The organism is Micromonospora sp. NPDC000442 (assembly GCF_042898635.1).
In the GTDB taxonomy this organism is placed as follows: Bacteria; Actinomycetota; Actinomycetes; order Mycobacteriales; family Micromonosporaceae; genus Micromonospora.
Window position 1 is genome coordinate 81,883 of sequence record NZ_JBIAYZ010000017.1, and the last position, 24,436, is coordinate 106,318.

Annotated in this window: 27 protein-coding genes, 1 tRNA gene and 1 pseudogene; 15 read left to right on the forward strand and 14 right to left on the reverse strand. The window is 71.5% G+C overall.

All coding sequences use genetic code 11. The features are described 5' to 3' along the window. Positions 1-9 precede the first annotated feature (9 nt). Together ACFY2A_RS23865 and ACFY2A_RS23870 are read right to left on the reverse strand one after the other, a co-directional pair. Positions 10-351: a DUF3817 domain-containing protein gene (locus ACFY2A_RS23865; RefSeq protein WP_387174679.1), complete on the reverse strand. Its 342-nt coding sequence runs from the start codon at positions 349-351 to the stop codon at positions 10-12. Between the two features lie 26 nt (positions 352-377). After that, a complete protein-coding gene (locus tag ACFY2A_RS23870) occupies positions 378-845 on the reverse strand; it encodes a hypothetical protein (RefSeq protein ID WP_387174681.1) in 468 nt (155 codons plus the stop codon). A gap of 121 nt (positions 846-966) precedes the next feature. Between ACFY2A_RS23870 and ACFY2A_RS23875 the strand changes: the two genes are divergently transcribed. From ACFY2A_RS23875 to ACFY2A_RS23885, 3 genes are all read left to right on the forward strand, one after another. After that, on the forward strand, positions 967-1,290 hold the full coding sequence (locus ACFY2A_RS23875) for a DUF6158 family protein (protein WP_363924625.1): 324 nt from the start codon (positions 967-969) through the stop codon (positions 1,288-1,290). Then, positions 1,290-1,613, forward strand: coding sequence for a hypothetical protein (locus ACFY2A_RS23880; protein WP_387174683.1), 324 nt, complete (start codon positions 1,290-1,292; stop codon positions 1,611-1,613). The genes ACFY2A_RS23875 and ACFY2A_RS23880 overlap by 1 nt, the downstream gene beginning before the upstream one ends. A gap of 76 nt (positions 1,614-1,689) precedes the next feature. Beyond that, positions 1,690-2,223: a DUF1360 domain-containing protein gene (locus ACFY2A_RS23885; protein ID WP_363924627.1), complete on the forward strand. Its 534-nt coding sequence runs from the start codon at positions 1,690-1,692 to the stop codon at positions 2,221-2,223. Between the two features lie 142 nt (positions 2,224-2,365). Here ACFY2A_RS23885 and ACFY2A_RS23890 read toward each other — a convergent pair whose 3' ends face one another. From ACFY2A_RS23890 to ACFY2A_RS23900, 3 genes are all read right to left on the reverse strand, one after another. Beyond that, the gene (locus ACFY2A_RS23890) at positions 2,366-2,563 is read right to left on the reverse strand and encodes a hypothetical protein (protein WP_093410663.1); all 198 of its coding nucleotides are present in this window, start codon (positions 2,561-2,563) and stop codon (positions 2,366-2,368) included. 37 nt (positions 2,564-2,600) lie between these two features. Then, positions 2,601-2,843, reverse strand: coding sequence for a hypothetical protein (locus ACFY2A_RS23895; RefSeq protein WP_373870692.1), 243 nt, complete (start codon positions 2,841-2,843; stop codon positions 2,601-2,603). Positions 2,844-3,147: 304 nt separating this feature from the next. Continuing rightward, positions 3,148-4,248, reverse strand: coding sequence for a 3-deoxy-7-phosphoheptulonate synthase (locus ACFY2A_RS23900; protein WP_363924628.1), 1,101 nt, complete (start codon positions 4,246-4,248; stop codon positions 3,148-3,150). A 303-nt stretch (positions 4,249-4,551) separates the two neighbouring features. Here ACFY2A_RS23900 and ACFY2A_RS23905 point away from each other — a divergent pair, with 303 nt between their 5' ends. Both ACFY2A_RS23905 and ACFY2A_RS23910 read left to right on the forward strand, forming a co-directional pair. Continuing rightward, entirely contained in the window at positions 4,552-5,703 is a 1,152-nt protein-coding gene (locus ACFY2A_RS23905) for an alkaline phosphatase PhoX (protein ID WP_363924629.1), read from the forward strand. Positions 5,704-5,800: 97 nt separating this feature from the next. After that, entirely contained in the window at positions 5,801-6,016 is a 216-nt protein-coding gene (locus ACFY2A_RS23910) for a hypothetical protein (RefSeq protein WP_387174686.1), read from the forward strand. On the opposite strand, the gene ACFY2A_RS23915 is transcribed toward ACFY2A_RS23910, so the two are convergent. After that, a complete protein-coding gene (locus ACFY2A_RS23915) occupies positions 5,983-6,717 on the reverse strand; it encodes a phosphodiesterase (protein WP_387174688.1) in 735 nt (244 codons plus the stop codon). The two genes, ACFY2A_RS23910 and ACFY2A_RS23915, sit on opposite strands and share 34 nt — an antisense overlap. A gap of 153 nt (positions 6,718-6,870) precedes the next feature. Here ACFY2A_RS23915 and ACFY2A_RS23920 point away from each other — a divergent pair, with 153 nt between their 5' ends. From ACFY2A_RS23920 to ACFY2A_RS23950, 7 genes are all read left to right on the forward strand, one after another. Further along, the gene (locus tag ACFY2A_RS23920) at positions 6,871-8,163 is read left to right on the forward strand and encodes a M16 family metallopeptidase (protein WP_387174690.1); all 1,293 of its coding nucleotides are present in this window, start codon (positions 6,871-6,873) and stop codon (positions 8,161-8,163) included. A gap of 23 nt (positions 8,164-8,186) precedes the next feature. Beyond that, the gene (locus ACFY2A_RS23925) at positions 8,187-9,539 is read left to right on the forward strand and encodes a M16 family metallopeptidase (RefSeq protein WP_387174741.1); all 1,353 of its coding nucleotides are present in this window, start codon (positions 8,187-8,189) and stop codon (positions 9,537-9,539) included. Positions 9,540-9,771: 232 nt separating this feature from the next. Next, positions 9,772-10,794 (forward strand): aspartate-semialdehyde dehydrogenase, encoded by a 1,023-nt coding sequence (locus ACFY2A_RS23930; RefSeq protein WP_387174692.1) that lies wholly within the window; start codon positions 9,772-9,774, stop codon positions 10,792-10,794. 160 nt (positions 10,795-10,954) lie between these two features. Beyond that, entirely contained in the window at positions 10,955-11,371 is a 417-nt protein-coding gene (locus ACFY2A_RS23935; RefSeq protein ID WP_093410484.1) for a CBS domain-containing protein, read from the forward strand. A 207-nt stretch (positions 11,372-11,578) separates the two neighbouring features. Then, entirely contained in the window at positions 11,579-11,947 is a 369-nt protein-coding gene (locus ACFY2A_RS23940) for an SCP2 sterol-binding domain-containing protein (protein WP_387174694.1), read from the forward strand. Next, the gene (locus tag ACFY2A_RS23945) at positions 11,947-14,007 is read left to right on the forward strand and encodes a glycogen debranching N-terminal domain-containing protein (protein ID WP_387174696.1); all 2,061 of its coding nucleotides are present in this window, start codon (positions 11,947-11,949) and stop codon (positions 14,005-14,007) included. The genes ACFY2A_RS23940 and ACFY2A_RS23945 overlap by 1 nt, the downstream gene beginning before the upstream one ends. A gap of 112 nt (positions 14,008-14,119) precedes the next feature. Beyond that, on the forward strand, positions 14,120-14,869 hold the full coding sequence (locus ACFY2A_RS23950; protein WP_387174698.1) for a lysophospholipid acyltransferase family protein: 750 nt from the start codon (positions 14,120-14,122) through the stop codon (positions 14,867-14,869). 48 nt (positions 14,870-14,917) lie between these two features. Here the strand turns inward: ACFY2A_RS23950 and ACFY2A_RS23955 are convergent, their stop codons facing one another. The 5 genes from ACFY2A_RS23955 to ACFY2A_RS23975 form a co-directional block, all read right to left on the reverse strand. Then, the gene (locus tag ACFY2A_RS23955; protein WP_363924637.1) at positions 14,918-15,619 is read right to left on the reverse strand and encodes a hypothetical protein; all 702 of its coding nucleotides are present in this window, start codon (positions 15,617-15,619) and stop codon (positions 14,918-14,920) included. Positions 15,620-15,692: 73 nt separating this feature from the next. Continuing rightward, a complete protein-coding gene (locus ACFY2A_RS23960) occupies positions 15,693-16,406 on the reverse strand; it encodes a response regulator transcription factor (protein WP_363924638.1) in 714 nt (237 codons plus the stop codon). Then, positions 16,379-17,527 carry a hypothetical protein gene (locus ACFY2A_RS23965; RefSeq protein ID WP_387174700.1) on the reverse strand — a complete coding sequence of 383 codons (1,149 nt, stop codon included), beginning with the start codon at positions 17,525-17,527 and terminating at the stop codon, positions 16,379-16,381. The genes ACFY2A_RS23960 and ACFY2A_RS23965 overlap by 28 nt, the downstream gene beginning before the upstream one ends. A 94-nt stretch (positions 17,528-17,621) precedes the next feature. Then, entirely contained in the window at positions 17,622-18,800 is a 1,179-nt protein-coding gene (locus ACFY2A_RS23970) for a sensor histidine kinase (protein ID WP_387174702.1), read from the reverse strand. Positions 18,801-18,938: 138 nt separating this feature from the next. Further along, the gene (locus ACFY2A_RS23975) at positions 18,939-19,484 is read right to left on the reverse strand and encodes a GNAT family N-acetyltransferase (protein WP_387174704.1); all 546 of its coding nucleotides are present in this window, start codon (positions 19,482-19,484) and stop codon (positions 18,939-18,941) included. 258 nt (positions 19,485-19,742) lie between these two features. On the opposite strand from ACFY2A_RS23975, the pseudogene ACFY2A_RS23980 reads away from it, so the two are divergent. From ACFY2A_RS23980 to ACFY2A_RS23990, 3 genes and pseudogenes are all read left to right on the forward strand, one after another. Continuing rightward, positions 19,743-20,846: pseudogene (locus ACFY2A_RS23980) on the forward strand (PQQ-dependent sugar dehydrogenase); the annotation flags it as partial. A gap of 132 nt (positions 20,847-20,978) precedes the next feature. Next, entirely contained in the window at positions 20,979-21,281 is a 303-nt protein-coding gene (locus tag ACFY2A_RS23985; RefSeq protein ID WP_387174743.1) for a cellulose binding domain-containing protein, read from the forward strand. Between the two features lie 165 nt (positions 21,282-21,446). Continuing rightward, positions 21,447-22,187, forward strand: coding sequence for an HAD family hydrolase (locus tag ACFY2A_RS23990; RefSeq protein WP_363924643.1), 741 nt, complete (start codon positions 21,447-21,449; stop codon positions 22,185-22,187). 149 nt (positions 22,188-22,336) lie between these two features. Here the strand turns inward: ACFY2A_RS23990 and ACFY2A_RS23995 are convergent, their stop codons facing one another. The 3 genes from ACFY2A_RS23995 to ACFY2A_RS24005 all read right to left on the reverse strand — a co-directional run bounded on the left by ACFY2A_RS23995 (position 22,337) and on the right by ACFY2A_RS24005 (position 24,398). After that, a complete protein-coding gene (locus tag ACFY2A_RS23995) occupies positions 22,337-22,819 on the reverse strand; it encodes a hypothetical protein (RefSeq protein ID WP_387174706.1) in 483 nt (160 codons plus the stop codon). A gap of 350 nt (positions 22,820-23,169) precedes the next feature. Then, positions 23,170-23,242: transfer RNA gene (locus ACFY2A_RS24000), tRNA-Arg, on the reverse strand. Positions 23,243-23,357: 115 nt separating this feature from the next. Beyond that, the gene (locus ACFY2A_RS24005; protein WP_387174708.1) at positions 23,358-24,398 is read right to left on the reverse strand and encodes an alpha/beta hydrolase; all 1,041 of its coding nucleotides are present in this window, start codon (positions 24,396-24,398) and stop codon (positions 23,358-23,360) included. Positions 24,399-24,436 lie beyond the last annotated feature (38 nt).

The window sequence follows — 24,436 nt, forward strand, 5'->3', positions numbered from 1 at the left end:
GCCGGGCCGCTAGCCGGCGATCGGCTCGGGCGCCTGCGCCTGCTCCCGCTCCCGCTGCTCGGCCGTGACCAGTGCGCTCACCCGCCGCTCCGCCCAGAAGGAGACGAACGGTACGGTGCCGGCCAGCATCACCAGGATCATGCGCTTGAGCGGCCAGTCGGCCCGCCGGGACAGGTCGAACGCGGCGACCAGGTACACCATGTAGAGGAAGCCGTGTGCCTGGCCCACGGTCTCCACCACGATCGGGTTGTCGAAGCCGTACTTGAGTGGCATGCCGATCACGACCAGCAGGATCAGCACCACGCCGACGACCCAGGCGATCACGCGGTAGCGGGTGAGGGCAGCGCGCACTTCTCGTCCGTCCTTCCGGGCCCGGCTCAGCCGGGATAGTCGCCGGGCTTCGCGCCCGGATTGGCGTTCAACCATGACAGGTAGCGGTTGTAGGCGACCAGGTCGGCGTCGTCCTCACCGGGGCCGGCGGAGACCCGGGCAACCCGCACCGGGCGTCGGATCCCCGTCCGTGGCTGGTCGGTGCGGGCGGGGTCGGCCGAGCCGGAGGCGGTGACGTCGGGCTCGGCTGAGTCGGCCGGACGACCGGCGGATGCCAGGACGACCGGGTCCCGGTTCGGCGGGATGACCGTGCGTAGCGTGTGGCGTACCTCTCGCCACCATACGAAGACCACGAAGCCCGCGAAGATCGGCCACTCCACGGCGTAACCCCAACTGATGGCGTTACCCGCTGCGGCCCGGCTGACCTGCCACCAACCCAGACCGAGAAAAGTGGTCACCAGCACGACCATGGCCACGTGGCGAGCGATCCACGCCGGGGTCCAGAGCCGCTTCATGTCCACGAGGGTACCGAAACCGACCGCCTTCTCCGACGCGGTGTCGTAGTGCGGCGGGGTTTGGCCACACCCGGGGTGGGCAACCGTACAGACGCCAGCCCAGGACGGATGAGGGGGCGAGATGACGGCATCGGGACGACCGGACGGATTTCCCACCGGCGGTACGGAGGTGAGCCCCGAGCAGCGGATTCCGGAGTGGGGCGACGACCGGACACCGGCCCCCGCACCCGAAGCCGACCTGCTCGGCATCGATCCCGCCGAGCTGGGCGAGGAGGATCTCATTCGGGAGATGCAGAGCCTGCATCGCACCCGTCTGGACACGCTGCGCCACGCCACCGACTCGGCGCTCGCCAATCACCTGCGGCGCACCGCCGAGTTGGAGACCGAGTACCTCGCTCGTCACCCGGGGCGCGAGGTCGACCCGAGCCGGCTGCGGGATGCGTGATGGCGTACGCGGAGCGGGGGGTGTCCGCGCCCCCGGAGGTGGTGTTCAACACGGCCACCGATCCCGACCGGATCTCCTCCTGGCTGCCCGAGCCGTTGCTGTCGAGTGACCCGGCCCGGGAGGGCGACGCCGGTCAACTGCGGGCCCGCTGGACTGCCCGTGGCGCCGACTGGTCGGCCGAACTGCACGTGGAACCGGTCGACGCGGGCGGTTCGCGGCTCCGGCTGGAACTCGGCGGGGGCGGCGAGGACGTCGACCGGCTCGCCGACGAGGCGCTGAACAGCCTCGCCCGCGAGGTGGCCGACAACCTGCAGGCCGGCTGACTCGGCCGGCGCTGATTCGATCGGACCCGCCGCCGGACCGCGGCGAAATCGAAGCGTGACCCGAAAAGGAGGCCGGGTGAGCGATCTGAAGCAGAAGGTGGCGCGGTTGCGCCAGGCGTACGCGCCGCACGAGCACCGCCCGCTCGGTGGCTACCTGGCGGCGATGGGCACCTACGCCGGGGTGACCGGCGCGATCGCCGGCCTGGTGAAGGTGACCGGGCGAAGCGTGCCCGAGCGACCCGCCACGTCGGACGTGGTGCTGCTCGCCATCGCCACTCACAAGCTCAGCCGGCTGCTGTCCAAGGACGCGGTGACCAGTCCGTTGCGCGCCCCCTTCACCCGGTACGACCGGCCGATCGGTAGCGGCGAGGTGATGGAGCAGGTACGCGACTCGGGCAGCTCCACCCGCCATGCCATCGGCGAGCTGCTCAGCTGCCCGTTCTGCCTGGCCGTGTGGGTGGCCACCGGTCTCACCGGCGGGCTGGTGCTCGCGCCGCGACTGACCCGGCTCGTCGCCACGGCGCTGACCGCGGTGGCAGCCTCCGACTTCCTGCAGATGGGGTACGCGGTGGCCCAGCAGGCGGCCGAGGGCGGTGGCGAGGAGGATTGACGGTAGGTACGGCGAGGCCGACCCGGGATGCGGGTCGGCCTCGCCGTTGCTGCTGTCTGACCGGTTGCCGGCGGCACGTGCCCGGGCGACTCAGGTTGCCTGGCGTGTCGCGCGGGGCCTCAGGCAGCGGCGGGACGGCGGTTCAGCGCTGCATTCCGGACCAGCCGCGGGGCGACTCCGGCTCCCGCTCGTCCTCGTCGGCACCGGTGATGATGTCCCGGTCGACGGCAGTGCGGTCGTGCTCGTTGGCGAAGTCGGGTTCCGGCAGGGTGTCCGTCCCCTCCGGTGGCTGGCCGAGCGCGGGCGGATGGGGGTGCTGGTCTTCCTCGCGCTGCGTCATCGTGTTCCTCTCCTCGTCGCCGGTGCCGGCGGGCTGGTCACCCCGCCGAGCCACCCAGCAGGTCGGTCACCTCGTCGACCGCGTACTCGCCCTGCGGCAGCGCGTTGAGCCGGGACAGCAGCTGTGCCGGCAGCTCCGCGGCGACCGCGCGGCGGTAGATGTCCACCTGACTGATCCGCTCCTGACCGTGGTAGAGATCGTCGAGCAGTTCGTCGAGTGGACGGGTGTCCACCTCCTCGGTTTCCACCTCGTCACCGACTGCCGCAGCCGTGCCGGGCAGGTCGGTGGTGGGCGGATCGAGCCCGGCGGTGTCGACCACGGGCACGTCGGCCAGGATGGCGTCGGGTAGCCGAGCCTGCGTCGTGGGTGCCGTGGCTGCCTCGGTCACGGGTACGTCGTCAGTCACCCGCGTGACCTACCCGCCCCCACCCCGCCAAAACACCCCACCCCCCCACCCCCCACCCCCCTCGCCCTCACCCCTCGCCCCGTCGCGTTGATCATGAGGTTGGCGGCACCGTGGAGATCGAACACTGCCGCTAACCTCATGATCAACACGAAGGTGGGGGGTGGGGAAGGGGAGAGGGTTAGGCGGGGGTGGGGAGGGAGGTGGTGGCGCGGCGGGCGCGGACGGCGGCGGCCAGGTCGGCCAGCACCTCGTCGGTGGTGTCCCAGCCGATGCAGGCGTCGGTGACCGACTGGCCGTAGGTGAGTTCGCGGGTGGGGTCGAGGTCCTGTCGACCCGGTACCAGGAAGCTCTCCAGCATGATCCCCACGATGCCCCGCTGACCGGCGGCGATCTGCGCGGCCACGTCGGCGGCCACCGCGGGCTGGTTACGGTGGTCCTTGCCGCTGTTGGCGTGACTGGCGTCCACCACGAGGCGTTCCGGCAGCCCAGCGGCTCGCAGCAGGTCCAGTGCGCCGGCCACCGACGCGGCGTCGTAGTTCGGCCGGCCGCCGCCGCCCCGCAGCACCAGATGCCCGTCCGCGTTGCCCCGGGTGTGCATGATCGCCGGAGTGCCGGAGACGTCGATGCCGGGAAAGACGTGCGGCACGCCGGCGGCCCGGATCGCGTCGACCGCGGTGGCGATGCTGCCGTCGGGACGGTTCTTCATGCCGATCGGCATGGACAGCCCGGAGGCGAGCTGGCGGTGCACCTGACTCTCCACGGTGCGCGCCCCGATCGCCCCCCACGCGACGGTGTCCGCGATGTACTGCGGGGTGATCGGGTCGAGGAACTCGCAGCCCACCGGCAGGCCGAGACGCAGCACGTCGAGCAGCAGCGCCCGGGCTCGACGCAGACCCGTGTTGACGTCTCCGGAACCGTCCAGCCCCGGATCGTTGATCAGGCCCTTCCAACCCACGGTGGAACGCGGCTTCTCGAAGTAGACCCGCATCACGACGAGTAGGTCCTCGTCGACCCGCTGGGCCGCCGCCTGGAGCCGTTGGGCGTAGTCGAGGGCAGCGGCGGGGTCGTGGACCGAGCACGGCCCGACCACCACCAGCAACCGGTCGTCGGTCCGGTCGAGCACCTGGCCGACCGCCCGCCGGCCGGCCAGTACGGCCGCCGTGAGGGCGTCGTCCAGGGGCAACTCGTGCAGCAGCAGGGCCGGGGTCGTCAGCGGTACGACACGGTCGATCCGCTGGTCGATGACCCGGTGGTTCTCCGGGGTCGTCACGGTGGGCATCCTTCCGCCGACCGCACCCGGGGCCGGTGCCCGGGTCGAGCCGGCTGCTCGTACGCGAAAGGGCAGGAACGAAAGCTCCTGCCCGGCCGGCTCGACAACGGTGACGTCAGATCATGGTGAAGTCACCGGCCTGCGAGCCGGCTGGCTAAACCATCGATACGAGTGCGTCACGGCGGTAAGCGTACCCGACCGCGCCCGAGCGCTCATCCCCTCGTCGACAAAGCCTCGCCTCGCGTTCATCGGCATCGATAAAACTCCCCGGTACTTCAGCGTCACCGAACGCGGATCATCCGGAGGTCCCCCATGGATCGTCGTACCGTCCTGCGCGCCACCGTCGCCGGTGGTGCCGCCGCCTTCTCCGGCAGCCTGTGGGCGGGTGCCGCCGTGGCCGCACCCGCCCAGCCCGGCCCCAGCCCGTACGGTTCGCTCCGGAGCGCCGACGCCAACGGCATCCAGTTGCCCACCGGATTCACCAGCCGGGTGATCGCCCGGTCCCGCCGGACCGTCTCCGGGACGTCGTACACCTGGCACGACGCCCCCGACGGCGGGGCCTGCTTCGTCGCCGGCACGGGCTGGATCTACGTCTCGAACTCCGAGATCACCCCGGGCGGCGGTGCCTCGGCGGTGCGCTTCAACGCCGATGGCAGCATCGCCTCGGCGTACCGGATCCTCTCGAACACCAACCAGAACTGCGCCGGAGGAGCCACGCCGTGGGGCACCTGGCTCTCCTGCGAGGAGGTCAGCCGCGGGTTCGTCTATGAGACGTACCCGCAGGGCGGCACCGCCGCGGTGCAGCGGCCGGCGATGGGACGGTTCAAGCACGAGGCCGCCGCCTGCGACCCGGACCGCCGGGTGATCTACCTGACCGAGGACGAGAGCAACGGCTGCTTCTACCGGTTCCGGCCGAACAGTTGGGGCAACCTCTCCGCCGGCACCCTGGAGGTGCTGGTCGCGGGGACCGCCACCAGCGGCCCGGTGACCTGGGCGCGGGTACCGGACCCGGACGGGTCCCCGACGGTGACCCGCAGCCAGGTCTCCGGAGCCAAGCGGTTCAACGGTGGCGAGGGCTGCTGGTACGACGACGGCACCTGCTGGTTCACCACCAAGGGCGACAACCGGGTGTGGGCGTACGACGCGGTCAACCAGCGCATCGACCTGGCGTACGACGACTCGCTGGTCTCCGGCTCCGCGCCGCTGACCGGGGTGGACAACATCACCGGCACCGGCTCGGGCGACCTCTTCGTGGCCGAGGACGGCGGCAACATGGAGATCAACATCATCACCCCGGCCGGGGTGGTCGCGCCGTTCCTGCGGATCACCGGCCAGTCCTCCTCGGAGATCTGCGGGCCGGCGTTCTCGCCGGACGGCACCCGGCTGTACTTCTCGTCGCAGCGCGGCACCTCCGGCTCCTCGTCCGGTGGCATCACCTACGAGGTGCGCGGGCCGTTCCGCTGAGCCGAGCTTCGAGGTGACCGGCCGGGCCCCTCCGTCGCCAAGAAGGGGCCCGGCCCTGCCCGAGTGCGGGAGACGGGGGCGGGGTATGAGGAGCGGCATGACTGACGAGCGAAGCGACCAGGAGCGGGTGGAGTCCCGCGCCTACCTGCTACCGGAGGAGGCGGCGGCCGGCAGCGACGACGCGCATGCCCAGGCCGGCGCGATCCTCGCCGAGTCCGACGCCCGGGAGGCCGACCAGAACGTCGCCCCCGACACGGTGCTGGAGCGGCGTACCTCGGATCAGACCGTCAACCCCGTCGAACCGCCGGACTGAGCGGTGGCGCCACGCCCGCGGCGGGAGCCTCGGTAGGTGTGCTGGCGAAGCCAGGCCAGGGGGCCGGCCAACCGCAGTTCCTCCGGGATGTTGCCCACCGGGTCGAAGGCCAGCGCGGCGTCGTCCCGCGCGCTGAGCTGATCGCCGATGGTGACCTGCCCGAACGGCCGCCACGGCCCGGCGGCGGAGGCGACGGCGAGGACCAGCCCCGGCCGGCCGGCCGCCACCGCGGTGGACAGGCCGGCCAGGTCGTGGCCCAGGTCGGGTGATTCCGGGTCGGCCAGCGCGGCCAACCAGAGCCGCCGCCGACCGGTCCGGTACGACATGATCGAGCTGTAGGTGCCGGTGAACCGGCGACGGGGCAGCGGCAGGTGTCGCAGCACCGGCGCGGCGGCGCTGGAGCTGACCAGCAGGTCGAACGGACGTCCGGCCTGGCGGTGGATCCGCACCGCCAGGCCGAGCACGTCGGGCCAGGCGTCCGGGGTGGGCGTTCCCTTGGAGAGGCGGACGGTGGCCGGGTAGTGCCCGGGCCGGTCGAGCAGCCGGACCCCGGTCGGCGGACCGGACGTACCCCAGACGAGCACCTCCCCGGCGAAGGACCGGCCAGCCGGGTGCAGCATCCGGCCCCGGCGGAGCCGGGCCAGGGCCCGTGCCGCTCGTTCGGTGTTGACGGCAGGCTGTGGCCAGGGAGTCGTCGGCATGCCTTCCGCATACCCAGGGCCGTACCGTCGATGCCGCCTTCCGGTACTGCCGCGTCACGGGCCGCCGTCGGGTCTGTGGGCGACCCGTCGGCACGGCTCGCCGCTGGGCGTCCCGGGGCCTGCCGGGGCGAAAGATCGGATAGCGTCGGTGCCATGCCCGACAGCGGTTACCCCTGGCCGATCTCGACGACCCGACTGGACAACGGCCTGCGCGTGGTGGTCAGTGAGGACCGCACCGCCCCGGCGGTCGCGGTCAACCTCTGGTACGACGTCGGTTCCCGGCACGAGCCGGCCGGACAGACCGGCTTCGCCCATCTCTTCGAGCACCTGATGTTCGAGGGCTCGACGCACGTGGCGAAGACCGAGCACATGAAGCTGGTCCAGGGGGCCGGTGGCTCACTGAACGCCACCACCAACCCGGACCGCACCAACTACTTCGAGACGGTCCCGGCGGAGCACCTTGAGCTGGCGCTCTGGCTGGAGGCTGACCGGATGGGCGGGCTGGTGCCGGCGTTGACCCAGGAGACGCTGGACAACCAGCGGGACGTGGTCAAGAACGAGCGGCGGCAGCGCTACGAGAACGTGCCCTACGGCGATGCCTGGCTGCGGCTGCTGCCGCTGCTCTATCCGCCCGGTCACCCGTACCATCACGCCACCATCGGCTCGATGGCCGACCTGAACGCCGCCGACCTGGCCACCTTCCAGGCGTTCCACCAGACCTACTACGCGCCGAACAACGCCGTGCTCACCGTGGTCGGCGACACCACCGTCGACGAGGTCGTCACCCTGGCCGAGAAGTACTTCGGCGGCATCCCGCCCCGGCCGGAGATCCCCCCGGCGCCCGACGGTCGGGTCGTGCCGGCCACCGGAGTGCCCGCCGAGGAGACGGTGGTCACCGAGGTCCCGGCACCCCGCGTGTACGTGGCGCATCGCACCCACCCGTTCGGCAGCCCCGGGTACGACGTGGTGACCGTGCTGGCCACCATCCTCGGCAGCGGTCGGGGCAGCCGGCTCTACCAGCGGCTCGCCGACGGCGAACGGATCGCCCAGCCCGATCTGGTCGGGGCGTACGGGGTGGATCTGGCGCACGCACCGGCCCCGCTGATCGCCACCGCCACCGCCCGCCCGGGCGTGAGTGGCGAGCGGTTGGCCGCCGGGCTCGCCGAGGTGGTCGACGAACTGGCGACCGTACCGGTCACCGCCGCCGAACTGGACCGCGCGAAGGCGTTGCTGACCACCGCCTGGTGGCGGCAGATGTCCACCGTGGACGGCCGGGCGGATGCGCTGAGCCGGTACGCCACCCAGTTCGGTGATCCGGCGACGGTGGCCGAACGGTTACCGGCCTGGCTCGCGGTGACCGCCGAGGAGATCGCCGAGGTGGCGGCCGACACGCTCGCCGCCGACAACCGGGCGACCCTGACCTACCTTCCCGAGGAGAAGCTGTGAGCGCGAGCAGTGAGCGGCCCTCAGTGACCCTGATCGCTGACCGGCCCGGCCCGGGTGCGGCCCGCCCGTACCGTTTTCCCCAGGTCATCCGCCGCTCCGTCGCTGGTGGCGAGGTCGTCGCCGCGCACCTGCCGGGTCAGAACCTCGCCGTGGCGATGCTGCTGCTGGACGCCGGCGCCGGCCGTGAACCGGTGGGCCGCGAGGGGCTGGGCGGGGTGTTGGCCAAGGCGCTGGAGGAGGGCACCACCCAACGCGACGCCACCGCGTACGCGCTGGCCATCGAGGCGCTCGGCACCGAGTTGGTGACCGGGCTGGACTGGGACACCTTCCAGGCGAGCGTGCAGGTGCCGGTGGGCCGGCTGGGCGCGGCGGTGGAACTGCTCGCCGAGGCGGTGCGCACCCCGAGGCTCGACCCGGACGACGTCCGGCGGGTCCGCGACGACGAGGTGACCGCACTGCGGATGGACTGGGCCAACCCGGGGCCGCGAGCCGATGCGGCGTTGCGCGCCGACCTGTTCGGCGCCGGCAACCGCTGGGGCCGTCCGATGTACGGCGACCCCGACTCGGTGGCCGGTCTGGACGTGGAGGACGTCACCGTCTTCCACTCGGAGTGGTTCATCCGTCCGGGCACCCTCGTCGTCGCCGGCGACCTAGACCGGCTCGACCTGGACGCCCTCGCCGCCACGGCGTTCACCGGGACCGGCGGCGGGCCGGTGGACCGGGGCGCACCGATCGACGTGCCGGTGCGCGCCGAGCGGCGGATCATCCTCGTCGACCGGCCCGGATCGGTGCAGTCCACGCTGCGGCTCGGTCACCCCGGACCGCACCGGGCGCACCCGGACCATGTGCCGATCTCGCTCGCCGGCACGGTGCTCGGCGGGGCGTTCACCTCCCGGCTGAACCATCTGATCCGGGAGGTTCGCGGTTACACGTACGGCATCCGGGGCGACTTCGCCTCCTCCCGCCGGTTCGGCCGGTTCGCGGTCAGTTCGGGGGTGCAGACCGCCGTCACCGCACCGGCGCTGGTCGAGGCGGTCGGCGAGATCGCGCGCACCCGGGCCGGTGGGGTGACCGAGGACGAGTTGGCGGTGGCCCGGTCCTGGCGGGCAGGCCAGCTCTCGGTCGAGTTGCAGAGCCCACGGGCCATCGCCGGTGCGTTGAGCACGCTTGTGGTGCACGACCTGCCGGACGACTACCACGCCCGGCTGCGCGAGGAGTTGCTCGGTTCCCAGGTGGCCCAGGTCTCGGCGGCCGCCGCCACCCACCTGCGCCCGGAGTCGCTGACCCTGGTGGTGGAGGGAGACGCCGCGGTGATCAGGGACGAGCTGGTGGCCACCGGTCTCGGTGAGCTGATCGACCACCCGTCGGCGAGCTGACCGCCGCTGGCCTGATCGGCCCCGCCGACCGGGAGTGTGACGTCGGTCGCGGCGAAGGTGGGCCGGGCTGAGATGCTGCGGTCGGCGACGGTGGTGCGGCAGTGTTCTTCCGGCCGAACCGGCCGGCGAGGGGCGACTGTCCCGGACCGGACCGGCTCGGCCCTGCCGGTGGGATCCCCGGCGGTGGGAAAGCGTTCCCGGTCCGGGCACCGGGCTGGGTAGCCTCGCGGGCATGAGGATCGGCATTGTGGGAGCCACCGGCCAGGTCGGTGGCGTGATGCGGCAGGTGCTGGCGGAGCGGAACTTCCCGGCGGACCAGGTGCGGCTGTTCGCCTCGGCGCGCTCGGCCGGGCGTACGCTCCCGTGGCGCGGCGAGGAGATCACGGTCGAGGACGCGGCCAGCGCGGACTACTCCGGGCTGGACATCGTGCTCTTCTCGGCCGGCAAGGGCTCCGCGAAGGAGTTGGCGCCACGGGTCGCCGCCGCGGGTGCGGTCGTCATCGACAACTCCTCGGCGTTCCGGATGGATCCGCAGGTGCCGTTGGTGGTGGCCGAGGTCAACCCGCATGCCGCCGCCGTCCGGCCCAAGGGCATCATCGCCAACCCGAACTGCACCACGATGGCCGCCATGCCGGTGCTGCGTCCGCTGCACGCCGAGGCGGAGCTGGTCGCCCTGGTCGTCTCCACCTACCAGGCGGTCTCCGGTGCCGGCCTGGCCGGCGTCGCCGAGCTGGACGAGCAGGTCCGCAAGGTCGCCGAGACCGCCTCCGGGCTGACCTTCGACGGCGGCGCGGTGGACTTTCCCGCCCCCCGTTCGTTCGCCCAGCCGATCGCCTTCAACGTGCTGCCGCTGGCCGGCTCGATCGTCGACGACGGGTCGGCCGAGACCGACGAGGAGCAGAAGCTTCGCAACGAGAGTCGCAAGATCCTGGAGATCCCCGACCTGAAGGTCTCCGGCACCTGCGTACGGGTGCCGGTCTTCACCGGTCACTCGCTCCAGATCAACGCCCGGTTCGCCCGGCCGATCAGCCCGCAGCGGGCGTACGAGCTGCTCACCGACGCGCCCGGCGTCGCGCTCTCCGACGTGCCGACGCCGTTGCAGGCGGCCGGGCAGGATCCGACGTTCGTGGGCCGGATCCGCGCCGACGAGACCGTCGAGCACGGCCTGGCGCTGTTCTGCTCGAACGACAACCTGCGCAAGGGGGCGGCGCTCAACGCCGTGCAGCTCGCCGAGCTGGTCGCCGCCGAGGGCTGAGCACCGACACCGGACGACGACTTCCGCGGGGCCAAGGTGGCCGACCGCCGACCGCCGACCGCCCCGGCTGGGCGTGGAGCGCCTGGGTGGCGACCGGCCACGTTACTGACTGTGGCGGTCGGGTAGACCCCTGGTTGCCCGACACCCAGAGGGAGGTGCCATGACAACTGTCGGAGAGTTCATGACGACCCGGTTGGTGACCATGGACGGCAACGCCACGCTCGTCGCGGCGGCCCAGGAGATGCGCGACTCCGCGATCGGTGACGTGGTGGTGACCGACGGAGACAACGTGGTCGGCATCGTCACGGACCGGGACATCACGGTCCGAGGCGTGGCGGAGAGCATGGACCCGGACACCACCCGGCTGAACCAGATCACCACCAAGGACGTGGTGACGGTGAGTCAGTACGACGACGCCGTCGCCGCCGCCGACCTGATGCGGACGTACGCCGTGCGGCGGTTGCCCGTGGTGGAGGACGGCCGGCTGATCGGCCTGGTGTCCATGGGTGATCTGGCGGTCGAGCGGGAGCCCCAGTCGGTGCTGGCCGACATCAGCGCGGACGATCCCAACAACTGATCGCCTCCGCCGAGGCGAAGCCGGTTCCCGAGCCGTCGGGAGCCGGCTTCGTGCTGCGCGGTGCCGCCCTCGGGAACACCGGCGCCTGCGACCGCCTCACCCGGGCCCGCCTCCCACACCGAGGGCTCACCCCAAGCGGGTGAGGTTGAGCCCCCGGGCGTCGGGGACCCCTCCTGCGGGACATGAGCGACCGGGAGGAGGGGCCCGATGGCGGACGCGACCACGCGGTTTTTCGAGGACCTCGACCAGCAGGGATACGAACCTCTGCTGGCGAAGACCTCCGGAGCCCTGCGCTTCGACCTGCACGAGGGGCCGCAGAGCACGCACTGGCTGGTGCGGATCGACCGGGGGAACATCCAGGTGAGCCGGCAGGACATGGAGGCCGACACGGTGGTCGGCGCCAGCCCCGCGCTCTTCGAGGAACTGGTCACCGGCCGCGAGAACGGGCTGGCGGCGCTGCTCCGGGGGGACATGACGGTCACCGGTGACGCCCGCCTGGTGGTGCAGGTCGAACGGATCTTTCCCGGGTCGCCGTACGCCAGGGGACCGCAGCGCTACCGGAAGGGGGTGCAGTGATGGCGCCCAGCCACACCGTACGGATTCTCGACGGCAACAACTTCGTCGTCAGCGAGGCCACCGGGGACATCGAGGCGACACCTACCGAACCGACCGGCTTGTTCTCCATCGACACCCGCTTTCTTTCCAAGTGGGTGCTCACGGTCAACGGCGAGCGGCTGAACGCCCTCTCCTACGACGACCTCCAGTACTACGAGTCGCGCTTCTTCCTGGTGCCCGGGCTGGCCACGCACTACGTCGACGCGAAACTGTCGATCATCCGGGAGCGGGCGGTCGGTGGGAGCTTCCGGGAACACATCACCATCCTCAACCACGACGAGAAGGCGGTCGACCTGGAGATCCGGATGGACGCCGGCTGCGACTTCGCCGACCTGTTCGAGGTCAAGGACGAGATCCTCAACAAGAAGGGCGAGATCTATTCCGAGGCCGAGCCGGACCGACTCCGCCTGGGCTACCGGCGCGGCAACTTCAAGCGCGAGACGATCATCTCGTCCTCCGAGCCGGCCCGGTACGACCGCAACGGCTTCGGGTACTCCATTCACCTGGAACCGAACGAGCAGTGGACCACGGACATCGACGTGCAGACGCTGGCGCTCGGCCCGGGCGGTCGGGACCTGCGCTTCGGGTTGCAGGTGCACGGCAACGAACGGCTCGCCCTGCAACACGACCTGGAGGAGTGGATCGCCAAGGCGCCGAAGGTGAACAGCGAGCACGAGGAACTCGCCGCGACGTACCGCAGGTGCATCGTCGACCTGGCGGCGTTGCGGTTCTCGCCGCTGTCGCTGGGTGGCCAGACCCTGCCCGCCGCCGGTCTGCCGTGGTTCATGACCATGTTCGGCCGGGACAGCATCCTGACCTGCCTGCAGACGCTGCCGTTCACACCGGAGCTGAGCGCGACGACGCTGCGGATCCTCGCGGCCCTGCAGGGCACCCGGTTCGACGACTTCCGGGAGGAGGATCCCGGTCGGATTCTGCACGAGATGCGCTACGGCGAGAGCGCCGCGTTCGAGGAGCAGCCGCACTCGCCGTACTACGGAGCGGTCGACTCGACCCCGCTGTTCGTGGTGCTGCTCGACGAGTACGAGCAGTGGAGCGGCGACGCCGCGCTGGTCAAGGAGTTGGAGCAGGAGTGCCGCCGAGCCTTCAAGTGGATCGACGACTACGCCGACCTGGTCGGCAACGGCTACATCTGGTACGAGCGGCGTAACACCGACACCGGCCTGGAGAACCAGTGCTGGAAGGACTCCTGGGACTCCATCTCCTACCGCGACGGGACACTGCCGCCGTTTCCCCGGGCCAGCTGCGAGGTGCAGGGGTACGCGTACGACGCGAAGATGCGCGGCGCGCGGCTGGCCCGTGAGTTCTGGGGTGACCCGGCGTACGCCGACCAGTTGGAGCGGGAGGCCGCGGCCCTCAAGGAACGGTTCAACCGGGACTGGTGGGTCGAGGACGGCGGCTACTACGCGCTCGCGCTCGATCCGGACGGGCGGCAGTGCGACGTGCTCAGCTCCAACATCGGCCACCTGCTCTGGAGCGGGATCGTCGACGGCGACCGGGCCGAGCAGATCGCCAACCACCTGGTCGGACCGCGGCTGTTCACCGGCTGGGGAGTGCGGACCCTGGCCGAGGGCGAGGTGCGTTACAACCCCATCGGGTACCACAACGGCACGGTCTGGCCCTTCGACACCTCGTTCTGCGCCTGGGGTCTGCGCCGGTACGGCTTCGCCGAGGAGGCCGCCGCGATCGCCAATGGCATCCTGGACGCCGCCCGGTACTTCGACGGACGGTTGCCGGAGGCGTTCGGCGGTTACCCGCGCGAGCAGACGAAGTTCCCGGTGGAGTACCCGACGGCGTGCAGTCCGCAGGCGTGGTCGACGGGGGCCCCGCTGCTGTTGCTGCGTACGATGCTCGGCCTGGAGCCACACGAGGGGCACCTGGCGGTCGAGCCGCGACTGCCCGTCGGCATGGGCCGGATCGAGGTGCTGGACATCCCCGGCCGCTGGGGCCGGGTGGACGCCTTCGCGCGTGGCCGGGTCGACCTGCACTCGCTCGCCGGGTGACCGGCGCGGCCGGGTTGCCCAACCGGGCGACGGGCGACCCGGCCGCGCCCCCGTAGGTCGTGGTGACCACCGTCCCTACCGGTGCGTAACCTACTCGGGGTAAAGTTCCGGGATGCCGGAACTCGTGTACCCGCCCGTCATCGCCGCCGCCAAGACGATGTTCCGGGTCCTCGACCTGAAGCTCACCGTCAAGGGCGACCATCACGTTCCCCGTACCGGCGGCGCGGTCCTGGCGAGCAATCACGTGAGCTATCTCGACTTCATCTTCTGCGGCCTGGGTGCCCTCGAATCCCGACGTCTCGTCCGGTTCATGGCCAAGGATTCGGTGTTCCGGCACCGCGTGTCCGGGCCATTGATGCGCGGCATGCGACACATCCCGGTGGACCGGCGTGCCGGCGCCGACTCGTACGCCGCCGCCGTGGCGGCGCTGCGCTCGGGCGAGGTGGTCGGCGTGTTTCCCGAGGCGACGATCAGCCGCTCCTTCACCGTCAAGGAACTCAAGAGCGGAGCCACCCGGATGGCCCGCGAGGCGCAGGTACCGGTGCTGCCCGTCGCGCTCTGGGGAACCCAGCGGCTGTGGACGAAGGGGCGCCCACGTACGCTCACCCGCCGGCACACCCCGGTCACCATCCTGGTCGGCGAACCGATGGATCCGACCGCGTACCCGGACACCGCCACGATGACCGAGGATCTGCGTACCCGGCTGAGCGCGCTTGTCGACCGGGCTCAGCGGGAGTACCCGGACCAGCCCGCCACGCCAACGGACCGGTGGTGGCTGCCAACGCATCTCGGCGGCAGCGCGCCGACCCCGCAGGAGGCCGCCGTGCTCGACGCCGACGACCGGCGTTCCGCGACTCCCTGACCACCTCGGTTCGATCGGTCCACGGGTTACCGCTCAGGTGCCGGCGGCCTATCGCTGGCCGGACGCCGCGTCGTACGGCGGCGCGTCGGCGTACCTCGGCCGGTAGTAGTCGTCCCGGGAGTGGAACTCCACCGGCAGGGCACCGGGCAGCAGCACCCGCCCCGCGCCGCAAGGCGATGCGGTCCGGGTCAGGCGGGCCAGCGCGTCCCGCTCGGGCGGGGACAGGTCCACCAGCTCCGGCCGGACCAGCCGGAACGTGGCGACTGCGTGGCGCAGCTGCCGGGCGAGTGCGCCGATCCGGTCGTCGGGACCGACCAGGGCGAGTGCCGGCTGCCGGATCGTCCGCAGGGCGTCACAGACCACCAGCAACGTCGCCGGGTTGCCGCCGGCAGCGGGCAACAACTCCAGCCGGGACGGCCACTGCCAGCGGATCTGCCCGCTGACCAGCCCGGGCAGCCGGGCCGCCCCACGGCGACCGGCCCCCACGAGGGCGAGCTGCGTTCCGCCGCCCACATACGCCATCCGGCGGTCGGTGACGGTGACGGCTACCGGTGCGGGCAGCGCCCAGGCACGGTAGGCGTCGCTGGGACCGAGCAGGTATCCGGCCACGTCCGCCCGATGACGATCGAGCACCTGCTCGCCGCCCTCCGGCACCAGATCGTGCCGCCGGTCCAGCACCGGGCCCGTGCCGTCGTCCGCCGCGTCGAACCGGTGCGGTGCGATGAAGAACGGGGAGACGTCATCGTGCATCGTCGGGACCTCCGGTGCGGACGGCATCTACGTACGAGCCTCGCCGAGGCGTCCGCTGCTGTCATGACGCCCGTTAGGGGGTCGGCTGATCGGTCGACGCCCGCGACCGGTAGATACCAATTTCCTCCGGTCGGACGAGTCCGTCCTCGATCGCCCGGGCGAGCAGCGCCGCCTTCGTGGCGGCCGGTCGGCCGGCCCGCGTGTATTTGATCCTCGCCCGGTCGACGTACTGCTTGACGGTGTGCTCGCTGATCCGCATCCGCCGGGCCACCGACGCCTTCGACATCGACTGGAACCACAGCAGCAGCGCCTCACGTTCCTTGTCGGACAGCACCGGCCGATCCGGCCGGGGATCGCCGACCATCGCGCCGGCCAGCGCCGGTGCGACGTACGGTCGGTCGCTCGCCGCGTCGAGCACCGTCGCCACACAGTGTTCCCGCCCCTCGTGCTTGGCGAGGAACGCCACCGCCCCGGCGTCCAGCGCGGCCAGCATCGTGGCCGGATCGGAGTGTTCGGAGTAGACCACCACACGGCGTCCGGCCGAGCTCAGCTCGGCCAGCTTGTCCAGCACCAGCCGGCCGTGCAACCGCAGGTCGAGTAGGACCACATCGGCCTGCGGCGCCGCTCGCAACACCTCGTCCGGATCGTCGCCGGTGGCCAGCACGGTCAACCGGGGCTCGGTGGCCAACCAGGCGCGCACCCCGTCGATGACCACCGGGTGGTCGTCCACGATAGCCACACCGACAGGCCGCTCCGGCGTCACCGGTGCCAGCGCGTCTGCGTCCATCTGATGTTCCCGTCCCGTTCGTAGAGGTGCTCCACCTGCCCGTCGTCCTCCGCCGGATGCCCGGTGGTGTCCGGGCCCTCCCGGTCGGGTGTGACGAGACTGACCACCACCTCGTCGGGGCCGGAGACGACGGTCAACCGGGCCCAGTCCTGTGCGTCCGCGAGGCCGGCGGTGAGCGGATCCGCCAGGCTCCGGCGAATCCGCACCGGCAACGGTGGCGGTGTACCAATTGTGACCAGGTCGATCGGTAGGCCGTTGCGCTCGGCCAGATCGACTGCGGCCCGCAGCTCGTGCAGCAGCGGGTGGGGCACGTCGTCGGACTCGGCGATCAGGCGACGCAACTGGGCGGCGGCCCGTACGCAGCGGCGCTGCACCTCCGGGTCGGCCGGGTCGGCCCGCCCCCGAGCCAGCTCGGTCAGCACCTCGCTGGCGGCGCGACCGACCAGATTCAACCGCTCGCCCCGCTCGTGCCGGGCCCGCTCGGCGGCTTCCCGCTCGGCCACCGTCGCGTTCGTGGCCGCTGCCGTGGCGGCCCGCTGCCGGGACAGCGTGGCAAGCGCCGCCGCACCGGCGAAGACCGCCACCGGCAGCGACGACGTGCCGTAGAGAGCCATCGTGGCCCGGGCCAGGTCGGCGGCGCCCGTCGCGCCGTGCAGCACGACCGCGGTAAGTGCGGTGGCCGCGTGAGCGGCCAGCAGCACGAGCAGCCGGTGCACCGGTCGCCCCCAGAGCACCACCAGAAAAAACCAGGCGAGGGTGCCCCACACCCAGTTCGCCGGGCTGAACAGGTGCGGTCGGCCCACGGTGGCGAAGACCGCCACGTCGACGACCAGCAGCAGGCCGGCCAGCGGCGCCGCCGGCAGCGGTGTGTCGCGTAGCAACCGGATCCCGGCGAGCACGCCGAGCGCCGCCACGAGTAACCAGCCACCCAGCACCACCTCGGGCACGGCCAGCGTCGACCCGGCGTGAAGCACCGCGGGCAGCCCGATGGCCAGGTGCCAGACCAGCGCGATGGTGACCGCGACGATCCGGGCACCCCGATCGGAGGTGCGGGCCACCGCGGCGGCCGCCCGGACCGCACCGACCTCGTCGGACGCCGGCCCGACCCTCGGTTCCGGCACCGGAACTGGCCTGGTCCGCTGTGGCAGGAACGTGGCCGTGCCGGCCCCCCGCCCGAACCCCGTCTCGCCTGCCCCCGGGTTTCCCGTCAGCCGCTCAGCCGACATCGGACCACTCCAACCGGATCCGGGTGCCCCGGCCGGGTGCGGAGTTGACGTCGGCACGTCCGCCGATCGTCGTCATCCGGCCGTGGACCGACTCGCGCAGACCGTACCGGTGCGCCGGCACGGTGGCCGGGTCGAAACCGGGACCGTCGTCGACCACCTCGACCGTGACGGTGCCGGCGTACCGCCGCAGTCGCAGCGTCGCCCGCGCGCCGCGGGCATGATTCGCCACATTGACCAGCGCGGCGTATGCGCTCTCCGCGACGGCCTCCGCGACCGGCGCCGCCACCGTGCACGGTGGTAGGTCGGCGGCGACCGGTAGGCCGGGCAGCCGGGCGAGCACGGCCCGGAGACGCTCGTCCAGCCGGGCGGTCGCGTCGTGCGGCACCGAGCGCGCCTCCGCCAGGGCGGCGAGGGTACGCAGGTCGGCGGCACACCGCTCGCGTAGCGCGGTGGAGGGCCCGCCCACCGCGCCCTGCCCGACCATGGTGAGCGTCGCCAGCACGGTGTCGTGCAGGTCGCGGTTCTGCCGTCGTTCCGCCTCGCGCGCGATCCGGGCGACCATGGCGTCCCGGGCGGCCCGCTGGGCGGCGACGAAGGCGGTGTCCGCCCGGGCGATGCGTCGGCGCATTACCGCGGTCATCATCGCCGTGCAGGCGGTCTGGGCCAGCAGGGTGGCCGCGTGGGCCCTGGCCTCGGTCGAGTTCCCGGCCGTGTGCGCACCCGTCGCGTACGCGGCGGTCACCAGCAGCCCGGCCGGAATCGACAAGCGGGCCGGGGCGGTCGCCTGGGCGTTGATCACGGTGGTGCTGGCCAGTACGGCGATCCAACTGGCCTCACCGGGCAGCACCTCGGGTGCGACCAGGACCGGAATCGCCAGGCACGCGGCGCTGGTAAGCGCAACGTCGCCGGCGACGAGTGGCGCGCGGACGCCGTCGCGCCAGGCGTGCAGCGCGTACCAGAGCGACCAGCCGGTCAGCACCGCCACGGTCGGCAGCAGCAGTTCCGGACGTACCGGCGGGGTACGCACGGCGAGCGCCACCACGAGGCAGAACAGGCCGCAGGAGAGCCGCAGCAGCGCCGGCAGCCGGGTGAAGATGAACGCGAACGCGCCGGCGGCCGGACGGTCCACCATGGCAGGTGACGTGATCGGGCTGGGCAGGGCCGGCATCGGGAAGGCGTCCTTTGCGACAAACGACCCGATCCGGGTCCGCGCTGCGGAGATCGACGCCGGAGAATAACACGCGGCAGCGGTGCTGATGACCGTGGGTGACGTCGAAATCGACCCTCAGTCGTCCATCCGTCACGCTCAGCCAGTGACGTCCTCGCGTAGCCCGACGCAGTCCTGCTGCCAGAAGGTGGCCGAGTAGACGAAGGTTCCGGTCATCCAGGGCTCGTACCCGGAGAGCCTGGCCACCTGGAAGGCGGGTGCCGGAATGCGCAGCGACGGCCGGCGAAAGCCCAGATCACCGGCGGCGACGAAGCCGAAGCGGGCGTAGTACCCGGGGTCGCCCTCCAGGAAGACCGCCGGCACGCCGCGCTCGTCCAGGAGGCGCAGCCCGTGTCTGATCAGAGCGCCGCCGATACCGCGTCGCTGCCGGCCCGGCGTGACCGCGAGCGGGCTGAGCACCTGCACCGGTACGAGTCGACGCGGAGCGTCGAGGAGGCTGTGGGTGAACAGCACATGCCCCACGACCTCGCCGTCCTCCTCCGCGACCAGGCTGAGGGCCTCCGGGTCGTCGTCCCGCAGGGCCCGCACGAGAGCCGCCACCACTTCTCCGTGGTCACCGAAGGCCAGCCGGTGCAACTCGTGCACGGCATCCCGATCGGCTACCGGTTCGTCGCGCAGCTGCATGCCGGTGACCATACGGTCGGCGGCGCGGCCCGGACCACTGATATCCGGTGGTGCGGTGACAGCCGGCGTCAGGTCAGCGCGGGGGGCTCGGGCGGGTCGAGCCGGAACGTCGGGTGGTCGGCCGGGTCTGGCAGGTCGGCAACCCCGGTCAACTCGGGCGCGGTGGAACTCCGCCGAGGATCGGGTTCGGCGGGCGCGTGTCCGAGCGAGTGCGGGACGACGTGCTAATTTACCGATATCGATATTTTAGGGGGTGGCATGAAGATCCGACTCGCGGTCGGGGCCGTACTCACCGCCGGTCTGGTCGCCGGCAGTGTCGGCGTCGCCGGCCTGGCCGGCGCGGTCCCGAACGCCGAACGTCCGTCCGGTGCCGGCAACGACGCGCCACCCGCGCTGCTCGCCGTCGGCGACTTCGACTTCTCCCGACCCGAGACGGTCGCCACCGGTCTCCAGGTGCCGTGGGGGATGGACTTCCTGCCCGACGGCAGCGCCCTGGTCGCCCAGCGACCCACCGGGCAGGTGGTGCGGGTCCGGCCCGGCCAGTCGCCGGAGCCCGTGGTCACCGTCTCCGGCGTGACTCCGGTCAGCGAGGGCGGCCTACTCGGCCTGGCCGTATCGCCAACCTACGCCCAGGACGGCTGGATCTACGTCTACTTCACCACCGCGACCGACAACCGGATCGCCCGGTTCCGGCTCACCGCACCGCAGACCCAGCAGCCGATCCTCACCGGGCTGAACCGTGCGGCCATCCACAACGGCGGCCGGATAGCGTTCGGACCGGACGGGATGCTCTATGTCGGCGTCGGCGACGCCGGACAGACCGCCTCGGCACAAGACCCGCAGAGCCGCAACGGAAAGATCCTGCGCATCCGGCCCGACGGCACCGTTCCGTCGGACAACCCGATCGCCGGGTCACCGGTCTACAGCCTCGGTCACCGTCACGTGCAGGGGCTGGCCTGGGACGCCCAGGGCCGACTGTATGCCACCGAGTTCGGTCAGAACACCTGGGACGAGATCAACCTGATCGTCGGTGGCGGCAACTACGGTTGGCCCACCGTGGAGGGACGGGCCAACGATCCACGCTTCCGGGATCCGCTGCTCACCTGGACCCCGGCGGAAGCGTCACCGAGCGGTGCGACAATCGCCGGGAACCGGCTCTTCGTGGCCAGCCTGCGCGGCAACCGGCTGTGGAACGTGCCGTTGAACGGGTCCGGAGGCGTCGATACCCCCACCGCCGAGCTGGCCGGCAGCTACGGTCGCCTGCGCACCGTCGAGTACGGCCCGGACGGCTGGCTCTGGGTCACCACAAGCAACCGGGACGGCCGAGGCACCCCGGCGGCCACCGACGACCGCATCCTCCGCTTCCCTCCCCGTGACGCCACCACGCCCCCTCCCACGACACCCCCTCCGACCACACCCCCGCCCACCACGCCACCCCCCACGACGCCGCCTCCCACCACGCCGCCGCCGACCACCGGGCCGGCCGCCTGCACGGTGAGCTGGACGGCCAACCAGTGGAACACCGGCTTCACCGCGGACGTACGTGTCACCAACCGAGGTGCCGCCCTGACCGGCTGGACCATGACCTGGTCGTTCAGCGGCAACCAGCAGATCACCAACGCGTGGAACGCGCAGGTCACGCAGTCCGGGAGGAACGTGACCGCACGCAACGCCGCCTGGAACGGCAGCCTGCCGACCAACGGCACGGTGAGCTTCGGCTTCCAGGCCACGTACTCCGGCGCCAACGACCGCCCGACCGACTTCCAGCTCAACGGCACCCCCTGCCAGCCGAGCTGACCACCGGGATCGGGGTGTCAGGTCGAGTCAATCCTGGACAGTTTCCGATCTTCGCTGACTGTCAGCGCTGACGGGAACTGTCCAAGATTGACGGTGACGTTGGCCGGCGGCGCGGATGCCCCTCCCCGTCCGGTCCGCACAACCGAGGTACGCGAGGATGGGGGCATGCTGCGATCACCTCGCGCGCTCCTGCTGGACTTCGGCGGTGTCCTGGCCGACGCTCCGCGACAGCCACCGGCGCCACCGGAGCTGGTGACTCGGCTGTTCGACCTGGTCGGCGGTGCGGTGTCGGCCGAGCAGATCGCCGCCGACCTGACCGAGGGCGGCCGGGCCTACGCGCTGTGGCGCGACGACGTCGGCCGCTCGGATGATCCGATCGAGCTGTCGCACGCGCAGGTGTGGGCGAACTTCGTGACCCGTACCTGGCCCGAACCGGCCCGCACGGCGGTCGAGGAAGCGGCGACCCCGCTGGCGTACGCGTGGGCGTGGCGACCGGAGTGGCAGGTCCGCCCGGGGATTCCGGAGGCGCTGCGGGCCGCGGCCGAGGCGGGTCTGCCGATGGCGGTGGTCAGCAACGCGCTCTGCGGCGCGGCGCATCGGGACTTCCTCGCCGCTGCCGGGCTGTCCGACCTGTTCGTGGCCGAGTTCTACAGCGACGAGGCCGGGCTCCGCAAGCCCAACCCCCGCCTGGCCTGGTTGGCGGCGGACGCCGTCGGCGTACCGATCGGCGACTGCTGGTTCGTCGGCGACAGCATGCACCGCGACGTGGCCTGTGCTCGTCGGGCTGGTGCCGGTGCCGCGATCCTGATGCGCTCACCGCGCACCGACCGCGAGCCGTCCCACCCCGACCTGCGACCGGACGCCCGCACCGAGGACGGCCACGGCCTACTCGCGCTCCTGCACTGACGCAGTTCCTCGCCGAGGACGATCTGACCGAGCGTGCCAGTGGCTCTGCCCGACGGGTTCATCCTCGGGCAGAGCCACTGGCAGCATCCAGAGTTACGACCGGCATCTCGCTGAAGATCGTCGATCGTGGTGCATCTGTGCGGTCTTGACTACCAGTTCGGGGGGAGGTAGTTGGACTTCGTAACCCCGCGGTTGCTGGTGATGCGGTAGTTGGACCCGCAGTTTGCCTTGGAGTATCCCCCGATACCCACACCGTTGCCGTAGGCGGTCTTCTTGTTGCCTGTGCTCACGTGCTTGCACTCGGTCCAGGCACGGTAGAAGCCGGTGCCACCCCGACACATGACCCCGTAGGTGGCGGTCCCGGGGGTGCCGTTGCAGTTCGTCGGCAGCGCCTGTGCTGGTGAGGCGGTGACCGTGACAACCCCGAGGGTCGAAGTGAGCGCAAGGGTCAGGGTGACCGCTATCCGTTTCGCGGTGCCGACCCTGTTTCCCGTCCCGTTGTTGCTTGCTCGCACGTTGTGTGTCCCCTCTGCCGGTCGGCAGGTTCCGACTTCGGCCTTGCGTCGGTAGCTCTTGGGGATGCCGCATTCGCGCCGGCACGCCGTCGAAATGAAGATCATCACGTTGGTCACGCCGAGATCCGCAGACCCAGCAACACTCCGTTGTGGACGAGCTCGCGGGTCCACCCCCAGTGCAACCCTTTCAGCATGCGGGCCTGAAGATCAAGCGGCGTGGACGTACCGATGTCAACCGCCGAGTGTCAGATTGACGTTGATCCTGGCTGTCGAGCCGGTCAGTGGTTGGCCGGGTGAGCCAACCTTCGGCCAGGCCGAGGATGTCGCGGTGGCCACCCCGGTTCGCAGCGCCGGTGCAGGGCGCAGCCGAAGTCGCGAAAAGGCAGTGGACCACGGTGAGCTGGGTCAGTCGGCTGGCCGTGGTGGCAACGAGCCGCTCGACGACTCCGCCAACGCTGTATTGCCTGCGCGCCCGGCAGGATTCGAACCTGCGGCCTTGGGATTAGAAGTCCCCTGCTCTATCCGCTGAGCTACGGGCGCAACGTGGTATCGCGCGAGAAGGGTACCGCCGCCAGGGCGTCGGCCGGTGGAACGGGTGGTGAGGGCCGGCGTCGTCACTGGCGGGTCGGCCCGGCGACGGGGGTGTCGGCGAGGTTCAGGCGTCCGCGGCGGAGCGGCTTTCCGCCGCCGGTTGTTGCTCCTCGGCCGGGGGCCGGGGCTGCGGCGGGGCCGGGCGGGTGCTCGTCGGTCCGGCGCCGAGGAAGGCTTCGGCCCACCGGCCGACCTCGGCGAAGACCTTCTCGCGTACGGCGGGGCCGGAGAGCGTGAGGTCGTGCAGGCCGCCGTCGAAGCGGGACAGGGTGACGTGCTGGCCGAGCCGGGGTGCCCAGCGGACCATGTGTTCGACGTCGAGGACGGCGTCGGCCAGGGTTGCCGCGTCCTGCCACTTCGTGCCTCGGAACGACCGGGTCGAACAGGCGAGCAGCACCGGCACGGGGATGTCCAGTCCGGCGCGCAGCCGCCGCTGACCGGTGCGGATGGCGTCCAGCCAGCCGGCCCGGACGGGGAAACCGGCAAGCGGCTTCCAGGACAGGTCGTACGTCCACTCGCCGCGATGATCGGCGTGCAGGCTCTCGCCGTACACGGTGCCGAGCCCGAACGGGAGGATGCGGTGCGGCGCCCTGCGGCCGAGGCGTGCGACGGCGGCCGCGAGGGGTCGCCGCACGAACCAGGGAGCGTTGAGGTCGAAGAAGGGGCTGTTCAGGACAAGCCCGTCGACCAGCCCGGCGTCACGGCGGTCGTTGGCCCACAGTGAGATGATCAGGCCGCCGGTGGAGTGGCCCATGGCCAGCAGGGTGTCGTGCCCGTCCTCATCCCGGATGATCCGTGCGGCGGCGTCCAGCTCGGGGAAGTAGTCGCCGAGGTCGCGGCAGAAGTTCGGGGTCTGGTGCGGCAGCAGACTACGACCGTACTTGCGCAGGTCGAGAGCGTAGAAGTCCCAGCCACGCGCGGCGAAGAAGTCGGCCACGTGGGTCTGAAAGAAATAGTCGACGAAGCCGTGCACGTAGAGCACGGCGCGCCCGGTAGGGCGCTCCGACCTGCGGCGGACCAGCGTCGCCACCACCGGACCCTCGTCGTCCCCGCCCAGGTCGATGATCTGCCGCTCGTAGGGCGGGCCAAGCACGTCCGGTTCCACCCCACCGACGGTACTGCGGCTGGCTACCGGGCGGTAGC

Excerpts from the sequence above, each read along its gene's own strand:
- ACFY2A_RS23920 (WP_387174690.1), top strand. The coding sequence starts at position 6,871 with ATGCCCGACAGCGGTTACCCCTGGCCGATCTCGACGACCCGACTGGAC.
- ACFY2A_RS23955 (WP_363924637.1), bottom strand. The coding sequence starts at position 15,619 with ATGCACGATGACGTCTCCCCGTTCTTCATCGCACCGCACCGGTTCGAC.
- ACFY2A_RS23935 (WP_093410484.1), top strand. The coding sequence starts at position 10,955 with ATGACAACTGTCGGAGAGTTCATGACGACCCGGTTGGTGACCATGGAC.
- ACFY2A_RS23875 (WP_363924625.1), top strand. The coding sequence starts at position 967 with ATGACGGCATCGGGACGACCGGACGGATTTCCCACCGGCGGTACGGAG.
- ACFY2A_RS23905 (WP_363924629.1), top strand. The coding sequence starts at position 4,552 with ATGGATCGTCGTACCGTCCTGCGCGCCACCGTCGCCGGTGGTGCCGCC.
- ACFY2A_RS23870 (WP_387174681.1), bottom strand. The coding sequence starts at position 845 with ATGAAGCGGCTCTGGACCCCGGCGTGGATCGCTCGCCACGTGGCCATG.
- ACFY2A_RS23950 (WP_387174698.1), top strand. The coding sequence starts at position 14,120 with ATGCCGGAACTCGTGTACCCGCCCGTCATCGCCGCCGCCAAGACGATG.
- ACFY2A_RS23890 (WP_093410663.1), bottom strand. The coding sequence starts at position 2,563 with ATGACGCAGCGCGAGGAAGACCAGCACCCCCATCCGCCCGCGCTCGGC.
- ACFY2A_RS23880 (WP_387174683.1), top strand. The coding sequence starts at position 1,290 with ATGGCGTACGCGGAGCGGGGGGTGTCCGCGCCCCCGGAGGTGGTGTTC.
- ACFY2A_RS23915 (WP_387174688.1), bottom strand. The coding sequence starts at position 6,717 with ATGCCGACGACTCCCTGGCCACAGCCTGCCGTCAACACCGAACGAGCG.
- ACFY2A_RS23940 (WP_387174694.1), top strand. The coding sequence starts at position 11,579 with ATGGCGGACGCGACCACGCGGTTTTTCGAGGACCTCGACCAGCAGGGA.
- ACFY2A_RS23900 (WP_363924628.1), bottom strand. The coding sequence starts at position 4,248 with ATGCCCACCGTGACGACCCCGGAGAACCACCGGGTCATCGACCAGCGG.
- ACFY2A_RS23975 (WP_387174704.1), bottom strand. The coding sequence starts at position 19,484 with ATGCAGCTGCGCGACGAACCGGTAGCCGATCGGGATGCCGTGCACGAG.
- ACFY2A_RS23910 (WP_387174686.1), top strand. The coding sequence starts at position 5,801 with ATGACTGACGAGCGAAGCGACCAGGAGCGGGTGGAGTCCCGCGCCTAC.
- ACFY2A_RS23930 (WP_387174692.1), top strand. The coding sequence starts at position 9,772 with ATGAGGATCGGCATTGTGGGAGCCACCGGCCAGGTCGGTGGCGTGATG.
- ACFY2A_RS23970 (WP_387174702.1), bottom strand. The coding sequence starts at position 18,800 with ATGCCGGCCCTGCCCAGCCCGATCACGTCACCTGCCATGGTGGACCGT.
- ACFY2A_RS23990 (WP_363924643.1), top strand. The coding sequence starts at position 21,447 with ATGCTGCGATCACCTCGCGCGCTCCTGCTGGACTTCGGCGGTGTCCTG.
- ACFY2A_RS23960 (WP_363924638.1), bottom strand. The coding sequence starts at position 16,406 with ATGGACGCAGACGCGCTGGCACCGGTGACGCCGGAGCGGCCTGTCGGT.
- ACFY2A_RS23945 (WP_387174696.1), top strand. The coding sequence starts at position 11,947 with ATGGCGCCCAGCCACACCGTACGGATTCTCGACGGCAACAACTTCGTC.